Source organism: Microbacterium esteraromaticum (assembly GCF_014084045.1).
Taxonomy (GTDB): domain Bacteria; phylum Actinomycetota; class Actinomycetes; order Actinomycetales; family Microbacteriaceae; genus Microbacterium; species Microbacterium esteraromaticum_D.
Genome location: NZ_CP043732.1, coordinates 2,738,215 through 2,763,389 on the forward strand (window position 1 = coordinate 2,738,215; position 25,175 = coordinate 2,763,389).

21 protein-coding genes, 2 tRNA genes and 1 pseudogene are annotated in these 25,175 nt (G+C 69.7%); 15 read left to right on the forward strand and 9 right to left on the reverse strand.

Going from position 1 to position 25,175, the window contains the following annotated elements; translation table 11 throughout:
* Window positions 1-71 precede the first annotated feature (71 nt).
* From FVO59_RS13115 to FVO59_RS13135, 5 genes are read left to right on the forward strand one after another with little or no spacing between them, the layout of a single operon-like run.
* Window positions 72-2,453, forward strand: coding sequence for a hypothetical protein (locus FVO59_RS13115; RefSeq protein WP_182253029.1), 2,382 nt, complete (start codon window positions 72-74; stop codon window positions 2,451-2,453).
* Window positions 2,450-5,146: an FtsX-like permease family protein gene (locus FVO59_RS13120; RefSeq protein WP_182253030.1), complete on the forward strand. Its 2,697-nt coding sequence runs from the start codon at window positions 2,450-2,452 to the stop codon at window positions 5,144-5,146. Before FVO59_RS13115 ends, FVO59_RS13120 begins: the two co-directional genes overlap by 4 nt.
* Window positions 5,147-5,171: 25 nt before the next feature.
* A complete protein-coding gene (locus tag FVO59_RS13125; protein ID WP_182253031.1) occupies window positions 5,172-6,080 on the forward strand; it encodes an ABC transporter ATP-binding protein in 909 nt (302 codons plus the stop codon).
* The gene (locus tag FVO59_RS13130) at window positions 6,077-6,850 is read left to right on the forward strand and encodes an ABC transporter ATP-binding protein (protein WP_182253032.1); all 774 of its coding nucleotides are present in this window, start codon (window positions 6,077-6,079) and stop codon (window positions 6,848-6,850) included. The genes FVO59_RS13125 and FVO59_RS13130 overlap by 4 nt, the downstream gene beginning before the upstream one ends.
* A complete protein-coding gene (locus FVO59_RS13135; protein WP_182253033.1) occupies window positions 6,847-7,842 on the forward strand; it encodes a pirin family protein in 996 nt (331 codons plus the stop codon). The genes FVO59_RS13130 and FVO59_RS13135 overlap by 4 nt, the downstream gene beginning before the upstream one ends.
* 1 nt (window position 7,843) lies before the next feature.
* Here FVO59_RS13135 and FVO59_RS13140 read toward each other — a convergent pair whose 3' ends face one another.
* Entirely contained in the window at window positions 7,844-8,194 is a 351-nt protein-coding gene (locus FVO59_RS13140; RefSeq protein WP_182253034.1) for a GNAT family N-acetyltransferase, read from the reverse strand.
* Window positions 8,191-8,664, reverse strand: a complete 474-nt coding sequence (locus FVO59_RS13145; RefSeq protein ID WP_182253035.1) for a carboxymuconolactone decarboxylase family protein — start codon at window positions 8,662-8,664, stop codon at window positions 8,191-8,193. Before FVO59_RS13145 ends, FVO59_RS13140 begins: the two co-directional genes overlap by 4 nt.
* A gap of 177 nt (window positions 8,665-8,841) precedes the next feature.
* Here FVO59_RS13145 and msrA point away from each other — a divergent pair, with 177 nt between their 5' ends.
* Window positions 8,842-9,399, forward strand: a complete 558-nt coding sequence (gene msrA, locus FVO59_RS13150; RefSeq protein ID WP_182253036.1) for a peptide-methionine (S)-S-oxide reductase MsrA — start codon at window positions 8,842-8,844, stop codon at window positions 9,397-9,399.
* Between the two features lie 102 nt (window positions 9,400-9,501).
* Window positions 9,502-10,842: an APC family permease gene (locus FVO59_RS13155; protein ID WP_182253037.1), complete on the forward strand. Its 1,341-nt coding sequence runs from the start codon at window positions 9,502-9,504 to the stop codon at window positions 10,840-10,842.
* A 3-nt stretch (window positions 10,843-10,845) separates the two neighbouring features.
* Here FVO59_RS13155 and FVO59_RS13160 read toward each other — a convergent pair whose 3' ends face one another.
* Window positions 10,846-11,325 (reverse strand): Lrp/AsnC family transcriptional regulator, encoded by a 480-nt coding sequence (locus tag FVO59_RS13160; protein ID WP_182253038.1) that lies wholly within the window; start codon window positions 11,323-11,325, stop codon window positions 10,846-10,848.
* A gap of 113 nt (window positions 11,326-11,438) precedes the next feature.
* Between FVO59_RS13160 and FVO59_RS13165 the strand changes: the two genes are divergently transcribed.
* On the forward strand, window positions 11,439-12,629 hold the full coding sequence (locus FVO59_RS13165) for a trans-sulfuration enzyme family protein (protein WP_220465681.1): 1,191 nt from the start codon (window positions 11,439-11,441) through the stop codon (window positions 12,627-12,629).
* 27 nt (window positions 12,630-12,656) lie between these two features.
* The gene (gene pepN, locus FVO59_RS13170; RefSeq protein WP_182253039.1) at window positions 12,657-15,158 is read left to right on the forward strand and encodes an aminopeptidase N; all 2,502 of its coding nucleotides are present in this window, start codon (window positions 12,657-12,659) and stop codon (window positions 15,156-15,158) included.
* A 16-nt stretch (window positions 15,159-15,174) separates the two neighbouring features.
* Here pepN and FVO59_RS13175 read toward each other — a convergent pair whose 3' ends face one another.
* Complete coding sequence (locus FVO59_RS13175; RefSeq protein WP_182253040.1) at window positions 15,175-15,813, reverse strand: MBL fold metallo-hydrolase; 639 nt, start codon at window positions 15,811-15,813, stop codon at window positions 15,175-15,177.
* Between the two features lie 147 nt (window positions 15,814-15,960).
* On the opposite strand from FVO59_RS13175, the gene FVO59_RS13180 reads away from it, so the two are divergent.
* From FVO59_RS13180 to FVO59_RS13190, 3 genes are all read left to right on the forward strand, one after another.
* Window positions 15,961-16,033, forward strand: a tRNA-Glu gene (locus tag FVO59_RS13180).
* 104 nt (window positions 16,034-16,137) lie between these two features.
* Window positions 16,138-17,163, forward strand: a complete 1,026-nt coding sequence (locus tag FVO59_RS13185) for an LLM class flavin-dependent oxidoreductase (protein WP_182253041.1) — start codon at window positions 16,138-16,140, stop codon at window positions 17,161-17,163.
* A 73-nt stretch (window positions 17,164-17,236) separates the two neighbouring features.
* Window positions 17,237-17,309, forward strand: a tRNA-Glu gene (locus tag FVO59_RS13190).
* Between the two features lie 107 nt (window positions 17,310-17,416).
* On the opposite strand, the pseudogene FVO59_RS13195 reads toward FVO59_RS13190, so the two are convergent.
* The 5 genes and pseudogenes from FVO59_RS13195 to FVO59_RS13215 all read right to left on the reverse strand — a co-directional run bounded on the left by FVO59_RS13195 (window position 17,417) and on the right by FVO59_RS13215 (window position 21,657).
* Window positions 17,417-18,053 (reverse strand): annotated as a pseudogene (locus FVO59_RS13195) (SDR family NAD(P)-dependent oxidoreductase).
* 62 nt (window positions 18,054-18,115) lie between these two features.
* A complete protein-coding gene (locus FVO59_RS13200) occupies window positions 18,116-19,366 on the reverse strand; it encodes an MFS transporter (protein WP_182253042.1) in 1,251 nt (416 codons plus the stop codon).
* 1 nt (window position 19,367) lies between these two features.
* Complete coding sequence (locus tag FVO59_RS13205) at window positions 19,368-19,907, reverse strand: winged helix-turn-helix domain-containing protein (protein WP_182253043.1); 540 nt, start codon at window positions 19,905-19,907, stop codon at window positions 19,368-19,370.
* Between the two features lie 59 nt (window positions 19,908-19,966).
* Window positions 19,967-21,103, reverse strand: a complete 1,137-nt coding sequence (locus tag FVO59_RS13210) for a DUF4349 domain-containing protein (RefSeq protein WP_182253044.1) — start codon at window positions 21,101-21,103, stop codon at window positions 19,967-19,969.
* On the reverse strand, window positions 21,100-21,657 hold the full coding sequence (locus FVO59_RS13215) for an RNA polymerase sigma factor (protein ID WP_182253045.1): 558 nt from the start codon (window positions 21,655-21,657) through the stop codon (window positions 21,100-21,102). Before FVO59_RS13215 ends, FVO59_RS13210 begins: the two co-directional genes overlap by 4 nt.
* A gap of 177 nt (window positions 21,658-21,834) precedes the next feature.
* Between FVO59_RS13215 and FVO59_RS13220 the strand changes: the two genes are divergently transcribed.
* The 3 genes from FVO59_RS13220 (at window position 21,835) to leuD (ending at window position 25,101) form a co-directional block, all read left to right on the forward strand.
* Window positions 21,835-22,872, forward strand: coding sequence for a TerC/Alx family metal homeostasis membrane protein (locus FVO59_RS13220; RefSeq protein ID WP_182253046.1), 1,038 nt, complete (start codon window positions 21,835-21,837; stop codon window positions 22,870-22,872).
* Window positions 22,873-23,053: 181 nt separating this feature from the next.
* A complete protein-coding gene (gene leuC, locus FVO59_RS13225) occupies window positions 23,054-24,481 on the forward strand; it encodes a 3-isopropylmalate dehydratase large subunit (RefSeq protein ID WP_182253047.1) in 1,428 nt (475 codons plus the stop codon).
* Window positions 24,481-25,101: a 3-isopropylmalate dehydratase small subunit gene (leuD, locus tag FVO59_RS13230; protein WP_182253048.1), complete on the forward strand. Its 621-nt coding sequence runs from the start codon at window positions 24,481-24,483 to the stop codon at window positions 25,099-25,101. Before leuC ends, leuD begins: the two co-directional genes overlap by 1 nt.
* Window positions 25,102-25,175 lie beyond the last annotated feature (74 nt).

Consider the following 25,175-nt stretch of genomic DNA (forward strand, 5'->3'; position numbering starts at 1 on the left):
GGGCGCAACCCTACGGGCCAGGATGTTCAGCAGTGCGTGCACGTGAGGGGGCGTGCACCGGATGGGAAGCGATGACGTCTGCAGCGAGGCGGGCCGGCCAGCACGTCGGTCGACTGCTGCTTCTCGCGCTCGTCGTCGCCCTGGTGGTGGCCGGGGTGGGCGGCATCGCCGTCACCGCCGACCGGATGCTGACGGCGGGTGCCTCGCAGATCCTCCGCGATGCGGAACCGGCCGCCCGCAGCGTCCGCGTCGTCGCGACCGAGGGGAAGGACCCCGCCGCTCAGGACGAGAAGGTGCGCGACGCCATCGCGGCGGTCTTCGGTGCGGCACCTGTCGTCGTCGCTCGGCAGCAGTCTCTGGAGCTGCCGACTGCCGATGTCGGCAGCGGGACGAAGAGGATCGGTCTGCTCGTAGACGACCGCTTCGACGAGATCGCCGAGCTCACGTCCGGGGAGTGGCCGATGCGGGCCGGTCAGGTCGCCCTTCCCGAACCCGCAGCGGCGCGTCTCGATCTCGGCGTCGGCGATCTGGTCTCTCTCGCGATCCCCGGAGGAGAGCCGGTGCCGCCGGCGCGAGACAGCGCCGCGCTCGAGGTCGTGGGTATCTGGCGCGCGATCGATCCCGCGGGAACGGAGTGGCACGGAGACCCGTCGGTCGCCTCCGGAGAGAGCGACGGCGTGATCGGCCCCGCGATCACGATCGCCGACACGCTCGCCGAGCATCCCGACTCGTCCACGGTCACGTGGGAGATCACGCCCGCTCGCTCGGATGCGGCCATCCTTCCCGAGCTGCAGCGAGCCGCCGCGCGCCTCGACGGGCTGCCTGAGTCCATCGACCCGCGGCGCGCCGAGAACACGCGGCTGTCGGGCGACCTCGCGCAGACGCTGGAGCGGCAGTCCGCCGCGGTCGCGGCCACGCGCGGCCTGCTCGTCGCGCCACAGCTGATCATCGCGCTTCTCGGCGCCCTGGTGCTCGGCATCGTGCTGACGTCCCTGTCGAGCGCCCGCCTCGAAGAGCTCGTACTGCTGCGCGCCCGCGGTGCCTCCGGCCGTCGGCTCGCGCTCTCCGCAGCCGCCGAGGCGGCGGCCTTCGCAGCTGCAGGCGCTGCGCTGGCGGTCGGCGTGCTGGCCATCCTCGTCGACATCTCCGTCGACGTGCCGCTCATCGCCGCCGGGGCCGTGGTGTTCGCCGCACTGACCGCGGCTGTGACGGCGGTGCGCAGTGCCGTCAGGGCCGACGCGGTGCGCGCCGCCGCGCAGCGCAGCGACGCGGGGCTGCGCTCGCTGACCGCCCTGCTTGTGCCGGCGGGAATCGCCGTCGCACTGGGTGCGCTCTCCGCCTGGCAGCTGTTCAGCACCGGCACAGTCGTGCGGTCGGACGGAGGGGCGGAGCCTCTCGCCGCCGCCGCCCCGACGCTGCTGCTCGTCGCCGCCTGTGTCCTCGCCCCTCTCGCCGCAGGTCCTCTCGCCGCTCTCGGTGAGAGGGTGCTGCGAGGCACGTCGGGAATCTCTCCGATCCTTCCTCTGCGCCAGCTGGCGAGGCGGATGAACACCCTGGCCGTCGCCATCCTGTGCCTGTCGCTGGCTGCCGCTGCGGCGGCCTTTGCGATCATGTCTCCGCTCGCCGCAGACGCGGCAGAGCAGCGCACGACCCGTGCGGCGCTCGGTGCGGATGTGCGTCTGATCTCCGACGGCGCCCTCGGCACCACCGCCGACGAGGCGAGCTCGTGGAATGGCGTCGGCGCGGCATCGGAGGTGCTGCACACCCCGCTGACCGTCGGATCCGACACAGCGACCCTGATCGCAGGACCGGATTCCGCCGTGGGGCTGAACGGGCCGCTTCCCGACGACGTGGGCGGCGCGCTTCCCGCTCAAATCACCGAGAGCCTCGCGGCGCGTCTCGGCGCCGAGCGCGGCACGGTCTTCACCGCTCGCATCCGCTCGATCAATCAGCCGGTCTCGATCGAGGTGACCGACATCGTCCCCGCGCTGCCGGGCATCGGAGAGGGCCTGGGCGCGGCGACGGACCCGGCGGCCCTCGAGCAGCGTGATCTCGACAGGCCCGCCAATGAGCTGTGGCTGACGAGCGACGACCCGCAGGACACCGCGGAGCGGCTGCGGGCACGGGCGGTGCAGCCCGTCCGCATCCTGACCGCCGCCCAGGTCAGCGCCGCCCCCGTGACCTCGGTGGCCCCCGCGATGCTCACGGCCGGCGCTGTCGTCGCCGCCGTGCTCGGCGTGATCGGGTTCGCCGCGGCGACGACCGCCTCGTCGCGAGCCCGGCTCGATGAGACGCAGGTGCTGCGTGCCCTCGGGCTCGCTGCTGCCGCGCAGCGGGCGATGAGGCTCGGCGAGAGCGCCGGCGTCGCGCTCTACGCCGTCGTCGCCGGCGCTGCTCTGGGGGCTGTGGTCGCCGCGGCCGTGCTCCCCATCGTGCTGGGGGTGGGCGCATGACCTCATCCGCCCGCCTCGCACTGCGCGGTGCGACGACGACACCGGCGCTGTCGCTGTTCCTCGTGCTCGTGATCGCGGCGCTGTCGTACCTGGGCGTGGCCGCACCGCTCCTTCTCGAGCAGGGCCGCACCGCCACGATCCAGCGCGCGACCACCTCCCTGCCGCAGACCAGCCGCTGGCTCTCGGCGGACGCCCCGGGGCTGCCGGAGTTCGATGCCGCATCCGACCAGGACACCGGCGTCTGGGGTTCGGCACTCGCGATGATCGACGCCGCCCGTCGACAGCAGCCCGAGCCGCTGCGAGAGCTGCTCGGCGCACCGCGGCTCGTGATGGCGATCGACCCGCAGTTCTCGGTCGATGAGGACCCCGAACGCACTGACCCTGTGCCGATCAACAAGGTCGCGCTGGTCTCGGACGTCGGGCTGCTCGATCGCATCACCGTTGACGAGGGTCGTCTGCCGGAGGTCACCGACCCGGCCGACGGCGTCGAGATCGTGCTCACGTCCGAGGTGGCCGAGCAGCTCGCCTGGCCCGTCGGCACCGAACGCTCCTGGAGCGGGATGACCCTGCTGCTCACCGGCACGGTCTCCGCCAGAGCACCGGATGCCGGGGACTGGGCGTTCATCCCCGGAGCTCTGCGGCCGATGGTGGAGGTGAGCAGCAGCGGCGACCGGATCCTCGTCGGGACGGCGTTCATGCACGTCGACCAGGTGGCGGCGCTGCCCGATCTGGTGCGCGACGTCAAAGTGACGGCATGGATGCCGGTGCGCACCACCGGGATCGATGCGGCGAATGCCGCAGAGCTCACCGCGCAGATGCGGCTTCTGACCGCGGATCCGGTCTACCTCGAGATGCACACGGACAGCTTCTTCAACCGCGGGCTGTCATTCGCATCCGGCCTGCCGCGGGTGATCGACGAAGGGGTGTCGCGGGGAGAGGCGATGACGGCCGTCGTGACCGTCGCCGCCGTGGGGCCGGTGGCGGTCGCGCTCGTCGTCCTCGCGCTCGTGACCCGGCTCATCGCGGTGCGCCGCATCGCGGCCGTGCGCGTGATGCGGGCGCGCGGGGCCTCTTCGCTCCGGCTGGTGGCCATGCTGGGCGGCGAAGGTGCGGCGCTGGGCATGCTCGGCGCCGTGATCGGCGCGGCCATCGCCGCGTTCCTGCCTGGCTGGCTGTCGGGATGGATCCTGCTCATCCCGTTGCTCCTCGCCGCCGTTCCGGCCGCCGTCCTGCCCTCGAGCGCCCTGAACGACGCCGAACGGCACGAGCGGCGCGACCTCGGTGAGACGTCGCGCCGCGGATCCAGGCGCCTGATCGTGGAGGGCCTCTTCCTCACAGTCACCGTCGCGTTCGTCGTGCTCGTCATGGCGCGACCAGGGGCGGCATCCGCCGATCCGATGCTCCTCGCCCTGCCCGTCCTGCTCGGCGGCGCGGGCAGCATCCTGTGCCTGCGCCTGCTGCCCTCGCTTCTGCTCATCGCCGAGCGTCGGGCGAGGGTGCGTCCCTCCCTCGCCGCGCTGCTCGGTCCAGCACGGGCTCGCCGCGACCCGCTGGTGCGGGCCGCTCCCGTGCTCGCCGTCGTCATCGGACTCGGCGTCGCCGTCTTCTCGGTGGCCTTCGCCGCGACGGTGACGAGCGGGATCGCGCGTTCGGCGCTGATGGAGGTCGGCGCGGACGTGCGCGTCGACGCCTCCTACATCACCGATGGCGCGGTCGAGCGCGTCGCCGGGCTGGACGGTGTGGCCGATGTGGCCGCCCTGCGCGGCGACTCGGCGGTGCAGGCGAAGGCGGGGTCGGAGGATCAGCGTGCCCACGTCTACACCATCGACAGCGCCGAGTTCGCGGCCATGCAGCACGGACTGCCTGCCGCGATCCCGCTGCCCTCATCGCTCGCCGAGCCGGCCGACGGCGAGCCTGTCCCCGTGGTCGCCTCGCGCACACTGCTCGCCAGGCTCGGGGTGGATGCCGACGGCGACCTCGACGGGATCGAGATCGGCGGCACGCCGGTGACGGTGGTGGCGGTCGCTCCGGCTCAGGTCCCCTTCGGCTCCGCCCAGCAGTGGGTGATCGTGGACACGGTGAACGCCCGTGCACTCGGCCAGCGCAACATCGGCCTGTCCCAGCTCTACCTCTCTGTGTCATCGGATTCCGACGCGGATGACGTCGGCGCGGCCGCTGTGCGCGAGATCGCAGGAGACGCCGTCTTCCGCACGCCGGATCGGGCCGCAGCCGTCCATGAGCAGGACCCGGCCTTCTCGGTCGTGCAGGGCGCGCTGCTGGCTGCGAGCAGCATCGTCGCCGCCCTGCTCGGCGTGGCGGTCGTGGCCATGCTCATGCTCGGGGCGGTCTCGCGCGCTCGCATGCTCGCCATACTGAGGACGCTCGGGCATCCTTCCCGGGGAGATGCCCGACTGGTGACCTGGGAGGTCGCACCGGCGCTGCTGCTCGCGCTGCCGTTCGGTGCCGGAGTGGGCGTGGCGATGGCCTGGCTGGTCATCCCGCAGCTGGATCTGCGCGGCTTCGTCGGCGGTCCGACACAGCCGCCCGTGGTGCTGGGTGGCATGTGGCCGGTGATCGTCGTCGTCGGCTTCGCGCTGGTGTCGACGGTCGCCGTGGTGGCGGCGACGCTGCTGGCCTCGCGGCTTGGCACCGCGACGGCGATCCGCGAGGGTGATGAGCAGGAGCACGCATGACGACCTCGGAGAGAGGATGGATGACATGAGCGACGGCGCGATCGTGTGCGAGGGGCTCGTGCGCATCTTCACGGCACAGGGCGTGGAGGTACAGGCGCTGCAGGGCCTCGACCTGCGCATGGCCACGGGCGACATGGTCGCCCTGGTCGGCGCATCCGGATCGGGAAAGAGCACCCTGCTCGGCATACTCGCCGGCCTCGATCAGCCGACCGCAGGCGCCGCGCGGGTCGCCGGTCACGACCTGGTGACCATGAAGGGCGCCGAGCGTCTGTCGTACCGTCGCGGCAGCGTGGGGTTCGTCTGGCAGCAGTCGGCGCGCAACCTGCTTCCGTACCTCTCGGCACGCGAGAACATCGCGATGGTGCACGGGGTCGCCGGCGTCGTGCCACGCGGCGAGCGCGCCGCGGCCGGCGACGAGCTTCTCGAGCTGCTCGATGCGACGGAGGTCGCTGACAAGCGCCCCGCGCAGATGTCGGGCGGCCAGCGTCAGCGGGTCGCGATCGCCGTCGCCCTCGCCAACCGCCCACGCGTGCTGCTCGCCGACGAGCCGACCGGGGAGCTCGACGAGCAGACCAGTGCCGAGGTGCTCGCCGCGATGGAGACCGTGAACCGCGAACGCCGGGTGACGACGCTGATCGTCACCCACGATGCGAGCGTCACCGAGCATGTCGCGCGCACCGTGCGGATCCGAGACGGGCGCACGTCCACCGAGACGCTGCGCAGTTCGAGCACCGACGGCGAGGGCAGATCTGTGCGCACCGCGCAGGAGTACGCGCTGCTCGACCGCGCGGGGCGCATGCAGCTGCCCGCCGACTTCGTCTCCGCGCTCGATCTGCGCGACCGGGTGCGGCTCAGCCTCGAACCCGACCATGTGCGCGTCGCATCAGGGCAGGATGCCCCGCGAACGGGCGAATCAGCGGAGGATGCCTCGTGAACGCGGTGCTGAAGGCGGAGTCGCTCACGCGCGTCTTCCCGAGCCCCGGCGGCGATGTCGTCGCGGTGCGGGATGTCGATCTCGAGGTCAGCCCGGGCGAGCTCGTCGTGGTGGCCGGCCGCTCGGGAGCAGGAAAGACGACCCTGCTCACGATGCTGGGCGGTCTCGACCGGCCGACATCCGGCCGGGTGCTGATCGACGGCGCCGATCTCTCCGATCCGTCGACGGATGCGACCGGGCTGCGCGGCTCGCGCATCGCGTCGATCTTCCAGACGGCCGGTCTCATCCCGGTGCTGTCTGCAGCCGAGAACGTCGAGGTGCCTCTGCGCATCCGCCGCGTCGATCCCGCAGAGCGTGACCGTCGGGTCGCCGAGGCCCTGCGGGACGTCGGACTCGAGGATCATGCACCGCAGAGACCGGGCGAGCTCTCCGGCGGTCAGCAGCAGCGGGTCGGCATCGCCAGGGCGCTGGTCATGCAGCCGGGCATCCTGCTCGCCGACGAGCCCACTGCCCAGCTCGACAGCGAGACCGGCGCGCAGATCATGGATCTCATCGCGCGGCTGGTGCACGAGCGCGGCACCGCCGCGATCGTCGCCACCCACGACCCGGCGATGCTCGCCCGAGCCGATCGGGTGCTGGAGCTTCACGACGGCGAGCTGCGACGCCGGTCGCCCAGAAGGGATGCCCGTCGTGCGGCCCTCCAGGCCGAGCACGCGGCTACGCTGGCTGGACCACGCACTCAGCCACGACAGTCCGAGGAGCCGCGATGACCAACCTCGAGAAGAACCCGCCGTTGAGCGTCCTCGAACCGGGGGAGCGGTGCACCTCTGTCGACGTCCTCGCACCCCGTGAGGTTCCGCTCGGCGGCATCCGGGCGATGACGGTGTACCGCACTCTGCCGCAGAAGCGCCGGTCGCTCGTCGGCGCCTGGTGCTTCCTCGACCACTACGGCCCGGACGACGTCGCCCGCACCGGCGGCATGGAGGTTCCGCGTCACCCGCACACCGGCCTCGCGACCGTGTCATGGCTGTTCACCGGGCGCATCGACCACCTCGACTCGAACGGCGTCGCCGCGGCCGTGCTGCCGGGAGAGCTGAACCTCATGATCGCGGGGCAGGGGATCACCCATCAGGAGATCAGCACCCCCGAGACCACGGTGCTGCACGGCGTGCAGCTCTGGTACGCCCTGCCGGAGGCCACTCGGTTCTCGGCGCACGGCTTCGCCCACTACGCACCCGAGCCCGTCGAACTCGCGGGCGCCGCCGTGCGGGTGTTCATCGGATCGCTGCTCGGCTCGACGTCGCCGGTCGACACGCGGACGCCCGACATGCTCGGCGCCGAGCTGATCCTCGACCCCGACGCCGAGATCGTGCTGCCTGTCCGCCGCGATTTCGAGCACGCCGCCCTCGCCGAGACGGGCGTCATCGACGTGAACGGCGTCGCTGTGCGTCACCGTGAGCTCGGCTACGTCCCGACCGGCGCCGACACGATGGTGATCACCGCGGGGCCGGATGGAGCGCGCGTGATCCTGCTCGGCGGGGTGCCGCTGGGCGAGCAGATCGTCATGTGGTGGAACTTCATCGGGCGCAGCCACGACGAGATCGAGGAGTTCCGCCGCCGCTACCAGGCCGAGCTGGGCTTCGAGCCGGCCGACCCGGCGGACGACGGCAAGCCCCCGTTGTTCGGCCCCTATCCCGAAGGGCAGCTGGCGCCGCTTCCCGCGCCGGCGCTGCCGACGGTGAGGCTGCGTCCCCGCGAGTAGCTCAGCCCTGCTGCGCCTTGATCGCAGCGATATGCTCGCCGCGGCGCTCGACGACGTGCTGCTGATACTCCGGATGCTTGGGGAGCCAGGCCGCCACGTAGGGGCACACCGGCACGATGCTCCTGCCCGCCGCGACCGAGTCGTCCACGACGGCTCGGACGAGCGTCGAGGCGAGGCCCTGCCCGCCGTACTCCTCGGCGACGCCGGTGTGGAACAGCACGCGCTCGTCGCCGACATCGACGTACGACTCCTCGCCGATCTCCTTCGACTGCGTGCCGTCCTCGCCGCGGTCGATCAGCACGTATCGCGACTCGCCAGGGAGATCGCGCACCACGAAGCGGCCGTCCGTCATGACAGCACCTTTCCGTCGGCACCACGTGGACGCACGGGGTGCTCGCTGAGGATGGAGATCCGGTTGAACATGTTGATGGTCAGAGCGATCCACTCGGCGGCGGCGAACGCGGCGTCTCCGAGCACGGCGCGAGCGCCCGACAGGTCGGCCTTCGCCTCCTCGGTCAGCGGCATGCGCGTCGCCGCCTCGGCTACCGCGAGCACAGCCGCCTCGCGCTCGGTGAAGATCGAGGTCTCACGCCAGGCCGGGAGCAGATCGATCTTCTGCTGGGTGATTCCGGAGCCGCGCGCCTCGCGGGTATGCAGGTCGAGGCAGAAGGCGCAGGCGTTGATCTGCGAGGCGCGCACTTTGATGAACTCGCTCTCCTGCAGCGAGAGGCCGCTGCGCTCGGCTTCGCTCGCGACAGCGCTCGAGTAGGCGGTGGCGGCCTTCCAGACCTCGGGTGCGGACTTGTCGAGATAGGGGCGCATTTCTCTCCTCGGATGCCATGACCGGCCATGACGCGGCTCTCTGCACCAACCTAGACGGTGCTCGCCGCATTCCCGCCGGCCGGGCCGCGTCGACACGGCCCTCAGCACGCCGGGCGGAGGCAGAATGGAAGACGCGGGTCCATGCGGACCCCACTCACAGGACATGAGGAGACCAGCATGACCAGCGGAACCAGCGACACCGGAGAGATCACCCGCCGCGCGGACGCGGAGACGGCCGTGCTCGCCGGCGGATGCTTCTGGGGCATGGAGGATCTGATCCGCCGCCAGCCGGGGGTGCTCGCCACACGCGTCGGGTACACCGGGGGCGAGAACGACCACGCGACGTACCGCAACCACCCCGGCCACGCTGAGGCGCTCGAGATCGTGTTCGACCCCGAGCAGACGACGTACCGCGACATCCTCGCCTTCTTCTTCCAGATCCACGACCCGTCGACGCTGAACCGTCAGGGAAACGACATCGGCACCAGCTACCGCTCGGCGATCTTCCCGCTCGATGCCGAGCAGGAGCGCGTCGCGCGAGAGACGATCGCCGACGTCGACGCCTCCGGCCTCTGGCCCGCCCCCGCGGTCACCACGATCGAGGCCGCCGGTCCGTTCTGGGAGGCCGAGCCCGAGCATCAGGACTATCTCGTCCGGTATCCGAACGGGTACACCTGCCACTTCCCGCGGGCCGGCTGGGTGCTGCCGCGCCGCGAGGCCGACACGACGGTCTGAACCACAGCCTGGATCGCGGCCTGACGTCCGCTGCATATCGGCCGGGCTGAGCGGGTGTCAAGGCCGATGCAGCAGGGGCGGACCGGCCGTACGTTCGAGGCCATGGACACCGCCGAGAATCCTCCCCGTCTGCGCCGCGCCATCAGCGGGCCCATGCTCTTCGCCTTCATCCTCGGCGACGTGCTCGGGGCCGGGATCTACGCGCTGATGGGGGTGCTCTCGCAGAGCTCAGGTGGACTGCTGTGGGCCCCGCTGGCGGCCGCTCTCCTGCTTGCGCTGCTCACCGCAGGCTCCTACGCCGAGCTCGTGACGAAGTATCCGCGGGCAGGGGGAGCCGCCGTCTTCGCCGAGCGCGCGTTCCGCAGCCCGCTGCTGTCGTTCCTGGTGGGCTTCAGCATGCTCGCTGCGGGCGTTGTCAGCGCGGCAGGCCTCGCGATCGCCTTCTCCGGCGACTACCTGGCGACGTTCATCGATGTTGCGGCCATTCCCGCCGCGATGGTGTTCCTGGTGCTCATCGGGCTGCTCAACGCACGGGGCATCCGCGAGTCCATGGGCACCAATCTGGTGATGACGGCGATCGAGCTCAGCGGTCTCGTGATCGTGATCGTCGTGGTGGCTGTCTTCGTCGGCGGCGGAGGCGGAGACCTCGGCCGCGCGACGCAGCTGCCGGAGGGGGTCGGCGTCGCCGGTGCCGTGCTCGCGGGCGCCATCGTGGCGTACTACTCCTTCGTCGGCTTCGAGACCTCGGCGAACGTGATCGAAGAGGTGAAGAGGCCCAGCCGTGTGTATCCGCGCGCCCTGTTCGGCGCGCTGGTCACCGCCGGCATCGTCTACGTACTCGTCGGCGTGGCGAGCGCCGCGGCGCTGCCCAGCGCCGCGCTGCAGGAATCGACGGGTCCGCTGCTCGCCGTGGTCGAGGCGACAGGGCTGAGGGTCCCATCGTGGCTGTTCAGCCTCATCGCGCTGATCGCCGTGGCGAACGGAGCGCTGCTGACCATGATCATGGCGAGCCGGCTCGCGTTCGGCATGTCGGAGCAGGGGCTGCTTCCGGCTCCGCTCGGGCGGGTGCTGCCGAACCGCCGGACGCCGTGGGTGGCGATCGCGTCGACCACGGCCGTCGCGATGCTGCTGACGCTCATCGGCGACCTTGCGACGCTGGCCGAAACCGTCGTGCTCCTGCTGCTGCTCGTCTTCATCAGTGCGAACGTGTCGGTGCTGGTGCTGCGGCGCGACCGGGTCGAGCATGAGCACTTCCGCGTATGGACGTTCGTGCCCGTGCTCGGCGTGATCTCGTGCCTGGTGCTGCTCAGCCAGCAGCGCCCGATCGTCTGGCTGTTCGCCGCGATCCTGCTGGCTGCGGGCGTGGTGCTCTGGCTGACGACACGCCGGTTCTCCCGACGGGCGGTCGCGGATCGCCTCGACGAGCCGGTGACCAGGGGCTGATCCTCAGCGGCGCGGAACGACGCCGGCGCCTTCGCGCAGCTCGAAGACCAGCTGCGTCTCGGTGGCGCGGACGATCTCGTGCACCGTGATGCGCTCGAGCACGATGTCGCGCAAGGCGGCTGCGTCGGCGACGGCCACGTGCACGAGGAAGTCGTCCGCGCCGGCGATATGGAACACCTGCAGCACTCCCGGTGTCGTCGCGAGCGCGTCGAAGAGCGACTCGACGCCGTCTTTGCTGTGGTTGCCCAGGCGCACCCGGATCATCGCCTGGACGGGCGCGCCCACCGAGGCGGGGTCGACCTCGAGCCGGGGCCCGGTGACGACCCCGCGGCTGCGCAGGCTGCGCAGCCGGAAGGCGCAGGTAGACGCCGGGATGCCCAGCGCCTGTGCGAGCTCTTTGATGGGCGACTGCGGATCGGCGATCAGTGCGCCGAGGATGCGCAGATCGAGCTCGTCGACGAGGCCATGCTGTGCTGCAGACAACTTCCGCTCCCGAGATCCGCTTCGATTTGCTCTGTGAACAACATACGCGTGGTCTGCGACGATGTGCGACAACCATCCTGGACTCCTCTGAGTGCGCGGAGCAGGATCGATGCATGTCCGACATGCCGCTGCACCCCGACACCGTTGCCGTCCACGCCGGTCGCGCCGACTTCGGCGCACTGGGCGTCCACGCCGCCCCCATCGACCTGTCGTCGACCAATCCGCTGCCCGACATCCTGCATGGCGGCGACTCGTACGAGTCGATGGCAACCGGCGGGCACCCGCTGCCCGATGGCGGCAACGTCTACGCGCGGCTGTGGAACCCCACCGTCGCCCGATTCGAAGAGGCGCTCTCCGAGCTGGAGCACGCCGAGGCCTCTGTCGCCTTCGGCTCGGGCATGGCGGCGATGACCGCCGCGATCCTCGCGCACACCACGGCTGTCGGCAAGCGGCACATCGTGGCTGTCCGTCCGCTGTACGGAGGCACCGACCACCTGCTCGACTCCGGCCTGCTCGGGGCGGAGGTCACCTTCTGCCACGAGCACGAGGTCGCAGCCAGCATCCGCCCGGACACCGGCATGATCGTGCTGGAGACGCCGGCGAACCCGACGCTCGACCTCGTCGACATCGCCGCCGTCGTGACGCAGGCCGAGGGCATCCCGGTGCTGGTCGACAACACCTTCGCCACACCGCTGCTGCAGAACCCCCTCGACCTGGGGGCCGCGATGTCGCTGCACAGCGCGACCAAGTACATCGGCGGTCACGGCGACGTGATCGCCGGGGTCATCTCGTGCAGCGAGCAGACGGCAGAGGCGCTGCGGCGCGTACGCGCCATCACGGGGGCGCTGCTCCACCCGCTCGGTGCCTACCTGCTGCACCGCGGCCTGGCCACGCTGCCGATGCGCATCCACGCCCAGCAGGCCTCCGCCCGCACCCTGGCGCACGCCCTCCAGCACAATCCCGCCGTCAGCGAGGTGCTGTATCCCGAGTTCGACGACGAGCGCGGCCTGATCGGACGGCAGATGCGCGGTGGCGGAGCGATGATCGCCATCCGTCTCACCGGCGGCTACTCCGCGGCCGAGGCGGTCACCGGGGCGGTTCGCCTGTTCACTCACGCGGTCTCCCTCGGCGGCGTCGACTCGCTCATCCAGCACCCCGCCGCGCTGACGCACCGTCCGGTGGCGCCGGAGGCAAGGCCCGGCGCCGACGTCGTGCGGCTCTCGATCGGCCTCGAGAACGTCGACGACCTGCTCGCCGACCTCGAGCAGGCTCTCGCGAAGGTGCCGGTATCCGCCTCCGCATGAGCTCGCACGGCATGACACGATGGTGTGATGAGCTCAGCCAACCTCACCAAGGATGAGACCGCCCGCCGCGCCGCATCGATCACGCTGCGCGAGGTGCGCGTCGAACTCGATCTCGCCGGTGCACCCGAGCGCGCCCGGACCGGTTTCGCGACCGCGACGACGCTGACGTTCGACGCGACGGAGCCAGAGACGTGGCTGGACTTCATCGGCGAGTCGGTCGACCGGGTCACGGTCGACGGCGAGGACCGCGACATCCGCTGGGACGGTGCGCGCATCCTGATAGACGGGCTCGGCGGTTCGCACGTGGTGCGTGTCGAGGGCATCGCCGCCTACAGCCGTTCCGGTGAGGGAATGCACCGCTTCCACGACCCGGTCGACGGCGAGACCTACCTGTACACGCAGTATGAGCCCGCCGACTCCCGCCGCGTCATGGCGTGCTTCGAGCAGCCCGACCTGAAGGCCGCCTACACCTTCGAGGTGACGGCCCCGGCCGGCTGGCACGTGCTCTCGAATCAGTCGGCCGCCCATGTCACCGAGGGGATCGGGGTGCAGACGATCGAGTTCGCGCCGACCCTTCCCATCTCGAGCTTCATCACCTCGGTCGCCGCCGGACCCTATGCGCGCATCGACGGCGAGTGGAGCCGCGACGAGCAGCGGATCGCGCTCGGCGTGCTGTGCCGGGCATCCCTCGCCGAGCATCTCGAGGCCGACGAGATCCTCGAGGTGACCCGCCAGGGTCTCGACTTCTTCTCCGATGCGTTCGAATACCCGTACCCGTGGGGCAAGTACGACCAGATCTTCGTGCCCGAGTACAACCTCGGAGCGATGGAGAACCCCGGTCTGGTCACGTTCACGGAGGCGTACATCAACCGCGGTGCGGCGACCGACGCGCAGCGCGGCGGGCGGGCGAACACGATCCTGCATGAGATGGCGCACATGTGGTTCGGCGATCTCGTGACCATGCGCTGGTGGGACGACCTGTGGCTGAAGGAGTCGTTCGCCGACTACATGGGCACTCACGCGTCAGCCGCTGCCACGCGCTTCACCGACGCCTGGGCGCGTTTCGCGAACAGCCGCAAGACCTGGGCGTACCGTCAGGATCAGCTGCCCACGACCCATCCGATCGTGGCCGACATCCCCGACCTCGAGGCGGCGAAGCTGAACTTCGACGGCATCACCTACGCGAAGGGCGCGTCGGTTCTCAAGCAGCTGGTCGCGTTCGTCGGAGAGGACGCCTTCTTCGAGGGCGCACGCCGCTACTTCGCCGCGCATGCCTTCGGCAACACGACGCTCGGCGACCTCCTCGACCAGCTCGAGGGCGCCTCCGGCCAGCCGCTGCGCGAGTGGTCGCGCTCCTGGCTCGAGACGAGCGGGGTGTCGGCACTGTGGCTCGAGACGGATGCCGAGGGCCGGCGCGCCATCGTGCAGGACAGCGGCGAGGCAGCGCCTCGCCCGCACCGCCTGCGCGTCGGGCTGTACGACACGGTCGATGGCGCGATCGCGCTGCGCGAGCGCATCGAGCTCACCGTCGACCAGGAGCGCACCGAGGTCGAGATCCCGGAGGCGGATCTGATCCTGCTCAACGACGAGGATCTCACCTACGCGAAGGTGAGACTCGACGACAGGTCGCTGGCCACCGTCGCAGCGTCGCTGTCGACACTGAGCGACGAGCTCGCGCGCGGGCTGATCTGGTCGTCGCTGTGGAACGCGACGCGCGACGGAGAGCTGGCCGCTGCCCGCTACCTCGACATCGTGCGCGCGCACGCGCCCGCTGAGCCGAACGTGGCACTGCTCAGCGCCACTCTCCTGAACGCGGCCTTCGCCATCGGGCATTACGTCGCCGAGGGCGACCGCGCCGCGCAGCGCCGCGCCTGGGTCGACTCGACGTGGGCGGCGCTGCAGGAGGCAGACCCGGGCAGCGATGCGCAGCTGTCGTGGGCGCGCGCATTCGCCGCCGCATCGTCGTTCGATGACTCGCGCGCCGCCGAGGTCTGGGCGATCCTCGACGGGAACGCCCCGCAGGGGCTCCCGATCGACGCCGATCTGCGCTGGCTGCTGCTGACCGCGCTCGCCTCGACCGGACACGCCGACGCTCAGGCGATCGCCGCCGAGCGCGCGAATGACGACACGGCTGCCGGTCACACCGCGGAGATCCGGGCGCTGGCATCCCGCCCCGAAGCGTCCATCCGCGCCGCGGCGTGGGAATCGGCGTGGAGCGACCTGAGCCTGAGCAACGATCACCTCGACGCGACGATCGCCGGGTTCCGGGCCGCTGGGCGTCGCGACCTGATCGACGGGTTCGACGCGGAGTACTTCACCCGCATCCGGGATGCCTGGACCCAGCGCAGCATCGAGCTGGCCCAGCGGCTGGTGCTCGGTCTGTTCCCCGCCGCGGAGACCACCGAGGCGGTGGACGCCTGGCTCGAGCAGAACGCAGACGCACCAGGCGCGCTGCGTCGCCTGGTGATCGAGTCGCGCGACGACCTCGCGCGCGACCTGCGGGTGCGGTCGGGTCAGAGCGCGCTCTGACCGAGACTGCTCTGGGTCACACGTCGAGGCTCTGGGCGGGATCGAGCTCGAAGAACGTCCCGCCGCCCTGTTCGGTGGCCCATTGCAGACGCTGGCGGTGCATCGTGCGCCCGATGGTTGACAGCGTCATGTCATGGGTGCCGAAGCAGCGGCGCGGTGAGACAGCGAGCACGAAGTCCATGGCCTCGCCGATCTTCAGCCACGGCGCGCCGAGCGGCGCCGCGAGCGTCTTCACCTCGACCCCCTCCGGCACGGCGTAGGAGTCACCGGGGTAGTACAGCTCGTCGTTCACGAGTACGCCGAGGTTCTCGATGCCCGGCAGACTCTCGTGGATCACGGCGTGCGAGCCCCCGAAGAACCGCAGCGTGAACTCGCCGACGGTGAGCTCATCGCCCGGGGCGACGACGGTGATCTCGTAATCGGATGCAGCGGCGGCGACGCCGGCCGTGCTGAGGATCGGAGTGCCCGGTGCCGCACGGAGGATCCGATCCAGGTGCGATCCGGTCCAGTGGTCGGGGTGTTCGTGGGTGATCACGACCGCTACGACATCAGCCAGGTCGTCGAAGGGCGTGGTGAACGAACCGGGATCGATGAGGAGGGCCCTGCCCGCTTCATCGACTCGGAGTGCGGCGTGCTCGTACTTCGTGATGCGCATGACGGAAGTCAACTGGTCGCCACCGATTCGGGCAAACCGGTTGACGCGACACGCCCGCGATGCATGCTCCGCCGGTGTCGATTTGGAGCGGGCGCCCGCGCCATGACAGACTTCTACGGTTGCCAGATCGGCCCTCAGGGCCGAAACGGCCCCATCGTATAGCGGCCTAGTACGCCGCCCTCTCACGGCGGTAACGCGGGTTCGAATCCCGCTGGGGTCACAGCGACACAGAAGGCCCTCCGAGCGATCGGAGGGCCTTCTGCCTTTCCGGTGCTCAAATGCATTCATGGGAATGAAACGCGTCGGACGGCGGTTCCTGACGACATGACTGACATCGAATTCGGGCTCGACACCTTCGGCGGCGTCACTAAGGACGCCGACGGCGAATCCGTCCCGCATCCGCAGGTGATCCGGGACATCATCGAGGAGGCTGTGCTGGCCGACAGCGTTGGTCTGGACTTCTTCGGGCTGGGAGAGCACCATCGCCCTGACTTCGCGGTGTCGAGTCCCGAGGTAGTCCTGTCGGCAGCCGCGGCGCGCACCGAGCGCATCCGCCTCGGGTCCGCGGTGACCGTGCTCAGCTCCGACGACCCCGTTCGGGTGTTCGAGAGGTTCTCGACGCTCGACGCCGTCTCGAACGGCCGAGCCGAGATCGTCGCGGGACGCGGTTCGTTCATCGAGTCGTTCCCCCTGTTCGGCTTCGACCTGCGGCAGTACGAGGAGCTGTTCGAGGAGCGCCTCGACCTGCTGTCGCAGCTGCTCACGGAGGAGCCCGTCACCTGGCAGGGCAGCACACGAGCAGCGCTCGAGAACCAGAGGGTCTTCCCGACGACGGCGAACGGGCTGCGCACCTGGGTGGGAGTCGGTGGCAGCCCCGACTCGGTGGTGCGCACGGCGCGGTACAACTTCGGGCTCTTCCTTGCGATCATCGGCGGACCGGCGGCGCGCTTCGCTCCGTATGTCGACCTGTTCACCCGAGCGCAGGACCAGTACGGCGTCGCCCACCAGCCGGTGGCCGTGCACTCACCGGGGCTCGTGGCCGAAACCGACGATCAGGCTCGTGCGCTCACCCACGACGGCTGGTTCGCGATGCGCACCCGCATCGGACAGGAGCGCGGGTGGGCTCCGCCCGCCGTCGGCGACTTCGAGCGCGAGATCGAGAGCGGCGCGCTCTACATCGGGTCCCCGGAGACGGTGGCCCGCAAGATCGTCGGCACGCTGCGCACACTGAAGGTGGACCGCTTCGACCTCAAGTACGACCAGAGCGGCATCACGCACGCCACGATGATGGAGTCGATCGGCCTGTATGGCGAGAAGGTCGTCCCGATGGTCAAGGACATGCTCGCCTGAGTCGAACAGATCGTGAGCGGCTCGATTTGGCCGGGCCGGATCCGTCATGGCATACTTGAACGGTTGCAGTGACGGCCCCATCGTATAGCGGCCTAGTACGCCGCCCTCTCACGGCGGTAACGCGGGTTCGAATCCCGCTGGGGTCACTGACCTGAAGAAGGCCCTCCGGAATCCGGAGGGCCTTCTTCGCGTTCGGTCCCCGAGCTCCGTCCAGCGGGCGTCCGCCGACCGGACGGGAGCCCGGGGTGGTCGCTCAGCCCTCCCGCCAGCGGTCGTCGGCGATATGGGAGCCGGCCTGAGGCCCCATCAGCAGCATCCCGCCGTCGACGTTCCAATCAGCTCCGGTCACGTAGCTCGCCGAGCTCGAGGGCCATGGTCTTGATCAGGCCGGACAGCCCGTGCTTGGCGGCGATGTACGCGGAGAGGCCGACGCGCGGCTGGTGGGCGTGAACGCTCGTCACCGCGATGATCCGCCCTCCGGCGCCGGTTGCGACCATCCGCCGCGCCGCCGCCTGCATCCCGGCGAACGCGCCGTCGAGGTTGAGGGCCACGGTGTCGCGCCACTCGCCGAGCGGCACATCGAGAAACGCGCGCGGGACACTCGCTCCGGCGTTGTTCACGAACACGTCGACACCGCCGAGCTGCTCCGCCAGATCGTCGATGACGCCCGTCACCCGGTCGAGCTGCGTGGCGTCGAACCGGGTCACCACGGCCTTGCGCCCGCGTTCTCGCACGGCGGACGCGGTGCGCTCGGCGCCTTCCTCGTCGCTGTGCCATGTGATCCCGATGTCCATCCCGGCAGCCGCCAGAGCCAGGGCGGTGGCCGCGCCGATTCCCGAGTCGGATGCCGTGACGATCGCTCGCCGGGGGCGGAACGTCTGTGGTGTCATGCCGGAACCGTATCGGAACGCGACGCCCTGTCGAAGGGGCTTCCTCCAGAGACGCCGGTGCCCTATGCGGGTCCCGCCGAGGAACGCAGCTCGATCGCCCGCAGCCGTGGATTGCGGAGGGGGAGCACCATGAGCAGCATCAGCGCACCGCCGTACAGGGCGAAGGGCGCCCACAGCGGCAGGACCGCCGCGAGAGCGCCGAATGCAGCCATCGTGAGCGGCATCAGGCAGTCGTCGCCGAGCCGCGTGATCGACGACATCCGGCCGAGGAAGGCCGGGGCGATGGTCGCGGCGAACGTGGCTCCGAGCAGCACCGACGCGAAACCGGCCGTGAGGCCGATGAGCAGGCATCCGGCGCCGACCGCCCAGGGCGTGCCGACGCCGATCAGCGCGATGCCGCCGCCCTGGACCACGAGTGCCCAGAATCCGCCGATCGCCTCGTGTCGAGGACGCCAGCGCACGACGATCAGTGCACCCACCATCGCGCCTCCGCCGACCAGCGCCTCGAACCGCCCGACCGCCGCCGCTCCCCATCCATGCGCCGTCGCCTGCAGGGCGAGCCCGATGGCGAGGGCGGGGCCGACGGCGAGGTTGAGCCCTGACAGAGCGAGGACGAGCGTTCGGGTCGCCGAGTCTCCGGCGAGATGGCGGAAACCCGAAGCAACGTCCTGCATCACCGTCGCCTCGGGCGAGCTGCGCGGAAGCGCGAAGCGAGGGCGCAGCCAGATCGCGATGAACGCGATGACGACGGTGAAGGTCACAGCGTCGGCCGTCGCGCTGCCCGGCATCCCGCTCCAGGCCACCAGGAACCCGCCGACGGCCGCCCCGGCCATCGTGCCGAGGCGACTGAAGGTCTGGCTCAGCGCCGAATAGGCAGGCAGATCGGCGGGACGGACCAGCTGTCGAGGGATCGTCCCCGCTGCAGGCTCGTAGAAGGCATCGCAGACGCCGAAGGCGATCGTCGCGATCAGCAGCACTGCGACCGTCGGCTCGATCGTGAGGATCCACACCGCCGTCGACGCGAGCACCACGACCCTGATCCCGTTGAAGAGCAGCATCATCCGCCGCGGGTCGACCCTGTCGGCGACCGCGCCGCCGATCAGCAGGATCACGGCGCGGGGGAGCGTCCCGGCGGCGACGATCAGTCCGGCCACCGCGGGCGACGCGATCTGCACGGCCGTCCACGCCACGGCTATCGTCCACACCGCATCGCCGGCATCGGAGAGCGCCTTCACGACGAGCCAGGCGTGCACCATCGCATCCCGCCGGAACGGCGGGGGAGTACGAAGCATCAGGGCGTCCGCGGTCGCCATCTCACACCGCCGTCGGGAAGCCGTGCGCGAAGAAGAAGACCGGCATCCGCTCCTGCCCGTCCGCCCTGTCGATGCCATCGCGCCACGAGTCGACCGCCTCTGTGATCCGGTGCTGCAGTTCGAGGAGCTCCTGGGCGGTGGCCCAGGCCAGAGCATCCGTGCTGAACGCCTCGACGTCGCTGCTCTCGCTGACCCGATTCCACTGCTGAAGACGCTCCAGCTGATGACGCAGGTTCAGCCGCTGGGCCTCCCGCGCCAGATAGGCCGCGGCGGGGGAGTCGGCGTAATCGCGGCTCGACCAGCTCAGCGATCGGCGCGACAGACGCCACCAGCTGGTGCGCCTGTCACCGGTGGGATCGTCGACCTGCTCGACCATGCCCGCCCGCTGCAGCATGCGCAGGTGGTGGCTGATGCTGCCCACCTGCACGTCGAGAGCGCGGGAGAGAGCGCCGACCTGAGCGGTCTCATGGAGCTGCAGATGGTCGACGATACGTCGGCGCAGCGGGTGGTGCACGGCCGTGATGACGGAGATCTCTTCCACGCCCGCAACGCTATGGCCGGTCGGGAAAGAGCACAAGACTTCTTGTATACCGCGGAAAATCAGCCGACAGCGGAGTCCTGATCGTGCCGCATCCGCCGACGGAGGAGCCACACCGCCGCCAGCACGACCGCCGCGATGCCCAGCCATGGAAGCAGGAAGCCGATCGCGACCACCAGCCCGTTCAGGCTCGCGACCAGACCGTTCCAACCGGCCAGCAGACCATCGCCGAAGCCGGCAGGATCGGCCTCGGTCGCCGTGGTCCTCTCGGTCAGCTGGATCGAGATCGTCGACAGCGCCACCTGCTCGTCGAGATGCTTCAGCTGCTGCTCATAGCTCTCCAGCTGAGCCTGGCGTTCGCTCAGGGCGGCCTCGGCCGCGATCAGATCTGCCACAGAGCCCGATCCGCCCATGAGCTCGGTGAGACGCTCGACCGACGTGCGGGCCGAGTCGATGCGCGCACGAAGGTCGACGGCCGTCGCGGTGACGTCGTCGCGCGAGATCGACGAACGCAGCACTTCGCCCTCCTCGCCCACCGCCGCCATCACCTTCTCGAGTTCGTCGGCGGGGACCCGGATGCTGATCCATCCCGTACCCGGCTCCCGCGGCTGCTCGGGGGCGATCGACGCGTCATCCCGATCGAGGCCGAGCGACGCGGATTCGACGAACCCGCCGTGCTCCGCAGCAAGCGCGGTGATGTCGTCGGCGGCGTCCTCGGCGTCTTGCACACGAAGAGTCATCTCGGCGAAGACGATGATCTCCCGTGCGTCGTCGACACTGGCGAGGGGCGCGTCTGCGCCCTTCGAGCCTCTTTCGTCCCGAGGTGCCACCGCCGTGCCCGACGAGTCCGCGTCGGCAGATTCGCTGCTCGAGCCACCCGCCGAGCCGTCCACAGCTGCGTCCGGTGCCGTCTCACCCCCGACAGCGGCCTCGGGCGACACCTCCGACGAAGCCCCGTCGATGACCGACGCTCCTGTGCCTGCGCCAAGACCGCTCAGCAGCGGAGGCGCGACGAGCGCGCCGGCGACGAACGCGGCGGCGACCCCGAGAGCAGTGACCCACCCGCGTCGCCGTCGGCGCTCGTCGGCCGGCCGGTTCGCGCCTGCTCGCGGCTCCTGCGCGATCCGGTCGAAGATCGCGTCCTCCATCCCGGAGATGCTCTCATCGCTCAGCGGCGGCAGCCCGCTCTTCTCGCTCATGCGTCTCTCACTTCCCTCACCGCACCGCGAAGTCGCGTGCGAACCCGCGAGAGACGATTGCGGACGACGGCGTGGCTGACCCCGAGCTGCGCTGCGGCCGCCTCGTACGCGAATCCGTTCACGACGCACAGCCGGAAGATCTCCCGGTCGATGTCGCTGAGTCGCGCCACCTCCGCCGTGATCCGCTCCGCCAGCGAGGATGTGATCACCTGATCCTCGACGCTCACCGTGTCCGGCAGCGTCTCGTCCATGGCATCCGCGGTGTTCGCTCTGTCGCGCCGCAGGCGGCGCAGACGATTCGCCGCCTGGAAGCGGCAGATCGTCGCAAGCCACGGAAGAAGCGAGTCGCCGAGCGGCTCGAAGCCGGGCAGCTTGCGCCATGCGACCACGAAGGTCTCCTGCACGACGTCCTCGGCGTCGGGAGCCGAGCCGAGGATGCCGTGCGCGATCCAGTACACCGGGCGCACATGGGCGCGGTAGATCGCCCGGAACGCATCCTGGTCACCGGATGCGGCCAGAGCGGCCCACTCGCGGTCCTGCGTGCTTTTCGGCATCCCTCTTCCGATCGCCGTCGCCTGTCTGAGTGTCTCTCACAGTGGGGGTGTCGCGGAACAGTCGATCGTCTCAGAATCGGCTAAACTCGTCTGAGCGAGAGGGAGTATCCCGGGATCGCGCGGATCGTCATCACGAGCACCATCAAAGCTGCTCCGGCCGTGCGGCGCATGTGACACATGCGGGGAGAGACTTTCGGTCATCACACACCCTCCGAAAGGCGTCAATCCTTGATTCCCGTCTGGTTCGAAGTCACGTCACTGATCGTGCTCACCGTGATCCTGATCGCTGACCTTCTGCTCATCCTCAAGCGGCCGCACATCCCCTCCACCAAGGAATCGGCCCTGTGGGTGGGCTTCTACGTCACCCTGGCGCTGATCTTCGCGGTCACCCTGTACTTCTTCGGCGACACGAAATCCTCGCTCGACTTCCTCACCGGATGGGCGATGGAGTACAGCCTCTCGATCGACAATCTGTTCGTGTTCGTGCTGATCATGACGCAGTTCTCCGTGCCGCGCCGTTATCAGCAGGAGGCGCTGATGGTCGGCATCATCATCGCGCTGGTGCTGCGCGCGATCTTCATCATCATCGTCGGCGCGGCCGTCGAGCACCTCAGCCCGATCTTCTACATCTTCGGCGCGTTCCTCGTCTTCACGGCCATCCGTCAGGCCATGCCGGACAAGGAGGAGGAGGACGTGAAGACCGAGAACTTCATCGTCCGCCAGATCCGCAGGGTCATCCCGATCAGCGACGAGTACGACGGACCCAAGGTGCGCACCGTCGTCAACGGCAAGAAGATCTGGACCCCGATGCTCATCGTGTTCGTGTCGCTCGGCGTCACCGACCTGATGTTCGCGGTCGACTCGATCCCCGCCATCTTCGGCGTCACGACGAACCCGTTCATCGTCTTCACCGCGAACCTGTTCGCCCTGATGGGGCTGCGCCAGCTCTACTTCCTGCTCGGCGACCTCCTCGACCGCCTGCGCTACCTGCACTACGGCGTGGCCTTCATCCTCGGGTTCATCGGCGTGAAGCTCATCCTGCACGCGATGCACGAGAACGAGCTGCCGTTCATCAACGGCGGTCACCCGATCGAGTGGGCTCCCGACATCAACAACTGGGTGTCGCTCGGCGTCATCTTCGCGTCGATGGCCGTCGCCACGATCGCCAGCCTGGTCGCGTCGCGTCGCGACCGCAAGGCCGTCGTCGAGAGCTGACCCGACCCGTTCCGCTGCGTGAAACAGTGCGAAGGACCACCCGTCCATGCCGTGTAAACTGACCGGCATGCGGCGGGTGGTTCTTCTTCTTAGCAGCCGCGACGGGACCTCGATCTAAGGCCTTCCTCGTCGCGGAGTCCATCATGGGCCGACTCTTCGAGCCATCTAAGGAAAACACCGCATGACCAGCAGCACCGCTCCGCGCACTCTGGCCGAGAAGGTCTGGGACGACCATCTCGTCGTCAAGGGTGAGAACGGCGAACCCGATCTCATCTACATCGACCTGCACCTCGTGCACGAGGTCACCAGCCCGCAGGCGTTCGATGGGCTGCGCTCGGAAGGGCGCCCTCTCCGCCGTCTCGACCTGACGATCGCGACAGAGGACCACAACACCCCGACTCTGGCGATCGACAAGCCGATCGCCGACCTCACCAGCCGCACCCAGATCGAGACGCTGCGCCGCAATGCCGCCGAGTTCGGTGTGAGGCTGCACTCGCTGGGGGATGCGGAGCAGGGCATCGTCCACGTGGTCGGCCCCCAGCTCGGACTGACCATGCCCGGCATCACCGTGGTCTGCGGAGACTCGCACACCTCGACGCACGGTGCATTCGGCGCCATGGCGTTCGGGATCGGCACCAGCGAGGTCGAGCACGTGATGGCGACCCAGACGCTGCCGCTCAAGCCGTTCAAGACCATGGCGATCAACGTCGAGGGAACGCTGCGCCCCGGCGTGACCGCAAAGGACATCATCCTCGCCGTCATCGCCAGGATCGGCACCGGCGGCGGCCAGGGCTACGTGCTCGAGTACCGCGGCAGCGCCATCCGCGCCCTCTCGATGGAGGGTCGCATGACGATCTGCAACATGTCCATCGAGGCGGGCGCCCGCGCCGGGATGGTGGCACCCGACGAGACGACCTTCGCGTACGTAAAGGGCAAGCCCCACGCACCGCAGGGCCAGGACTGGGACGATGCGGTCGCCTACTGGCGCACGCTGCCGACGGATGAGGGCGCGGCGTTCGACGCCGAGGTGTTCATCGACGCGAACGAGCTCGAGCCTTTCGTCACCTGGGGCACCAATCCCGGACAGGGCAGCTCGCTGTCGGCATCGGTGCCGAACCCCGCGGACTTCGCGGATGCCAACGAGCGCGCCGCCGCCGAGCGCGCCCTCGAGTACATGGATCTCGCCCCCGGCACCCCGCTGAAGGAGGTGAAGGTCGACGCCGTGTTCATGGGATCGTGCACCAACAGTCGCATCGAGGACCTGCGTGCCTTCGCGTCGATCATCGAGGGCAAGAAGAAGGCCGACGGCGTGCGCGTCATGGTCGTCCCAGGTTCGGCGCGGGTCCGCATCGAAGCCGAGGCCGAAGGCATCGACAGGATCGTCGAGGCCTTCGGAGCCGAGTGGCGCTTCGCCGGATGCTCGATGTGCCTCGGCATGAACCCTGATCAGCTCGCCCCCGGCGAGCGCTGCGCGTCGACATCCAACCGCAACTTCGAGGGCCGCCAGGGCAAGGGCGGCCGCACCCACCTGGTCTCGCCGCTGGTCGCGGCCGCGACCGCCATCCGAGGCACCCTGTCGAGCCCCGCAGACCTGGAGGCGAGCAACTGATGGAGAAGTTCACCACGCACACCGGCATCGCGGCGCCGCTGAAGCGCTCGAACGTCGACACCGACCAGATCATCCCGGCGGTCTTCCTCAAGCGGGTCACCAAGACCGGCTTCGAGGACGCCCTGTTCCACGGCTGGCGTCAGGACCCGGAGTTCGTGCTCAACCAGGCACCGTACCAGGGTGCCTCCGTGCTCGTGGCCGGACCCGACTTCGGCACCGGATCGAGCCGCGAGCACGCTGTCTGGGCGCTGCGCGACTTCGGTTTCAAGGTCGTGCTCTCGTCGCGCTTCGCCGACATCTTCCGCGGCAACTCGGGTAAGCAGGGCCTGCTCGCCGCAACAGTCGAGGAGCCCGAGATCGAGCGGATCTGGCAGTTGATCGACGAGCAGCCGGGCAGGCAGGTCGTGGTCGACCTCGAGGCCCGCACGGTCACCGTTCCCGGAGTCGGGATCGACGCGGAGCCCGCCTTCCAGGCCTCCATCGGGATCGACGATTACACTAGATGGCGGCTCCTCGAAGGGCTCGATGACATCGGGCTCACGCTGCGTAACGAAGACAGGATCGCGCAGTTCGAGGCCCGCCGCGAGTCGTGGCGGCCACGCACCCTCCCTGTTCGCTAGAGCAGGGAGCTCGTGGGCCAGGGCCACAAGCCCTGCGGCAGACGCCGTGACAGATACAGACATCGCGGCGAACG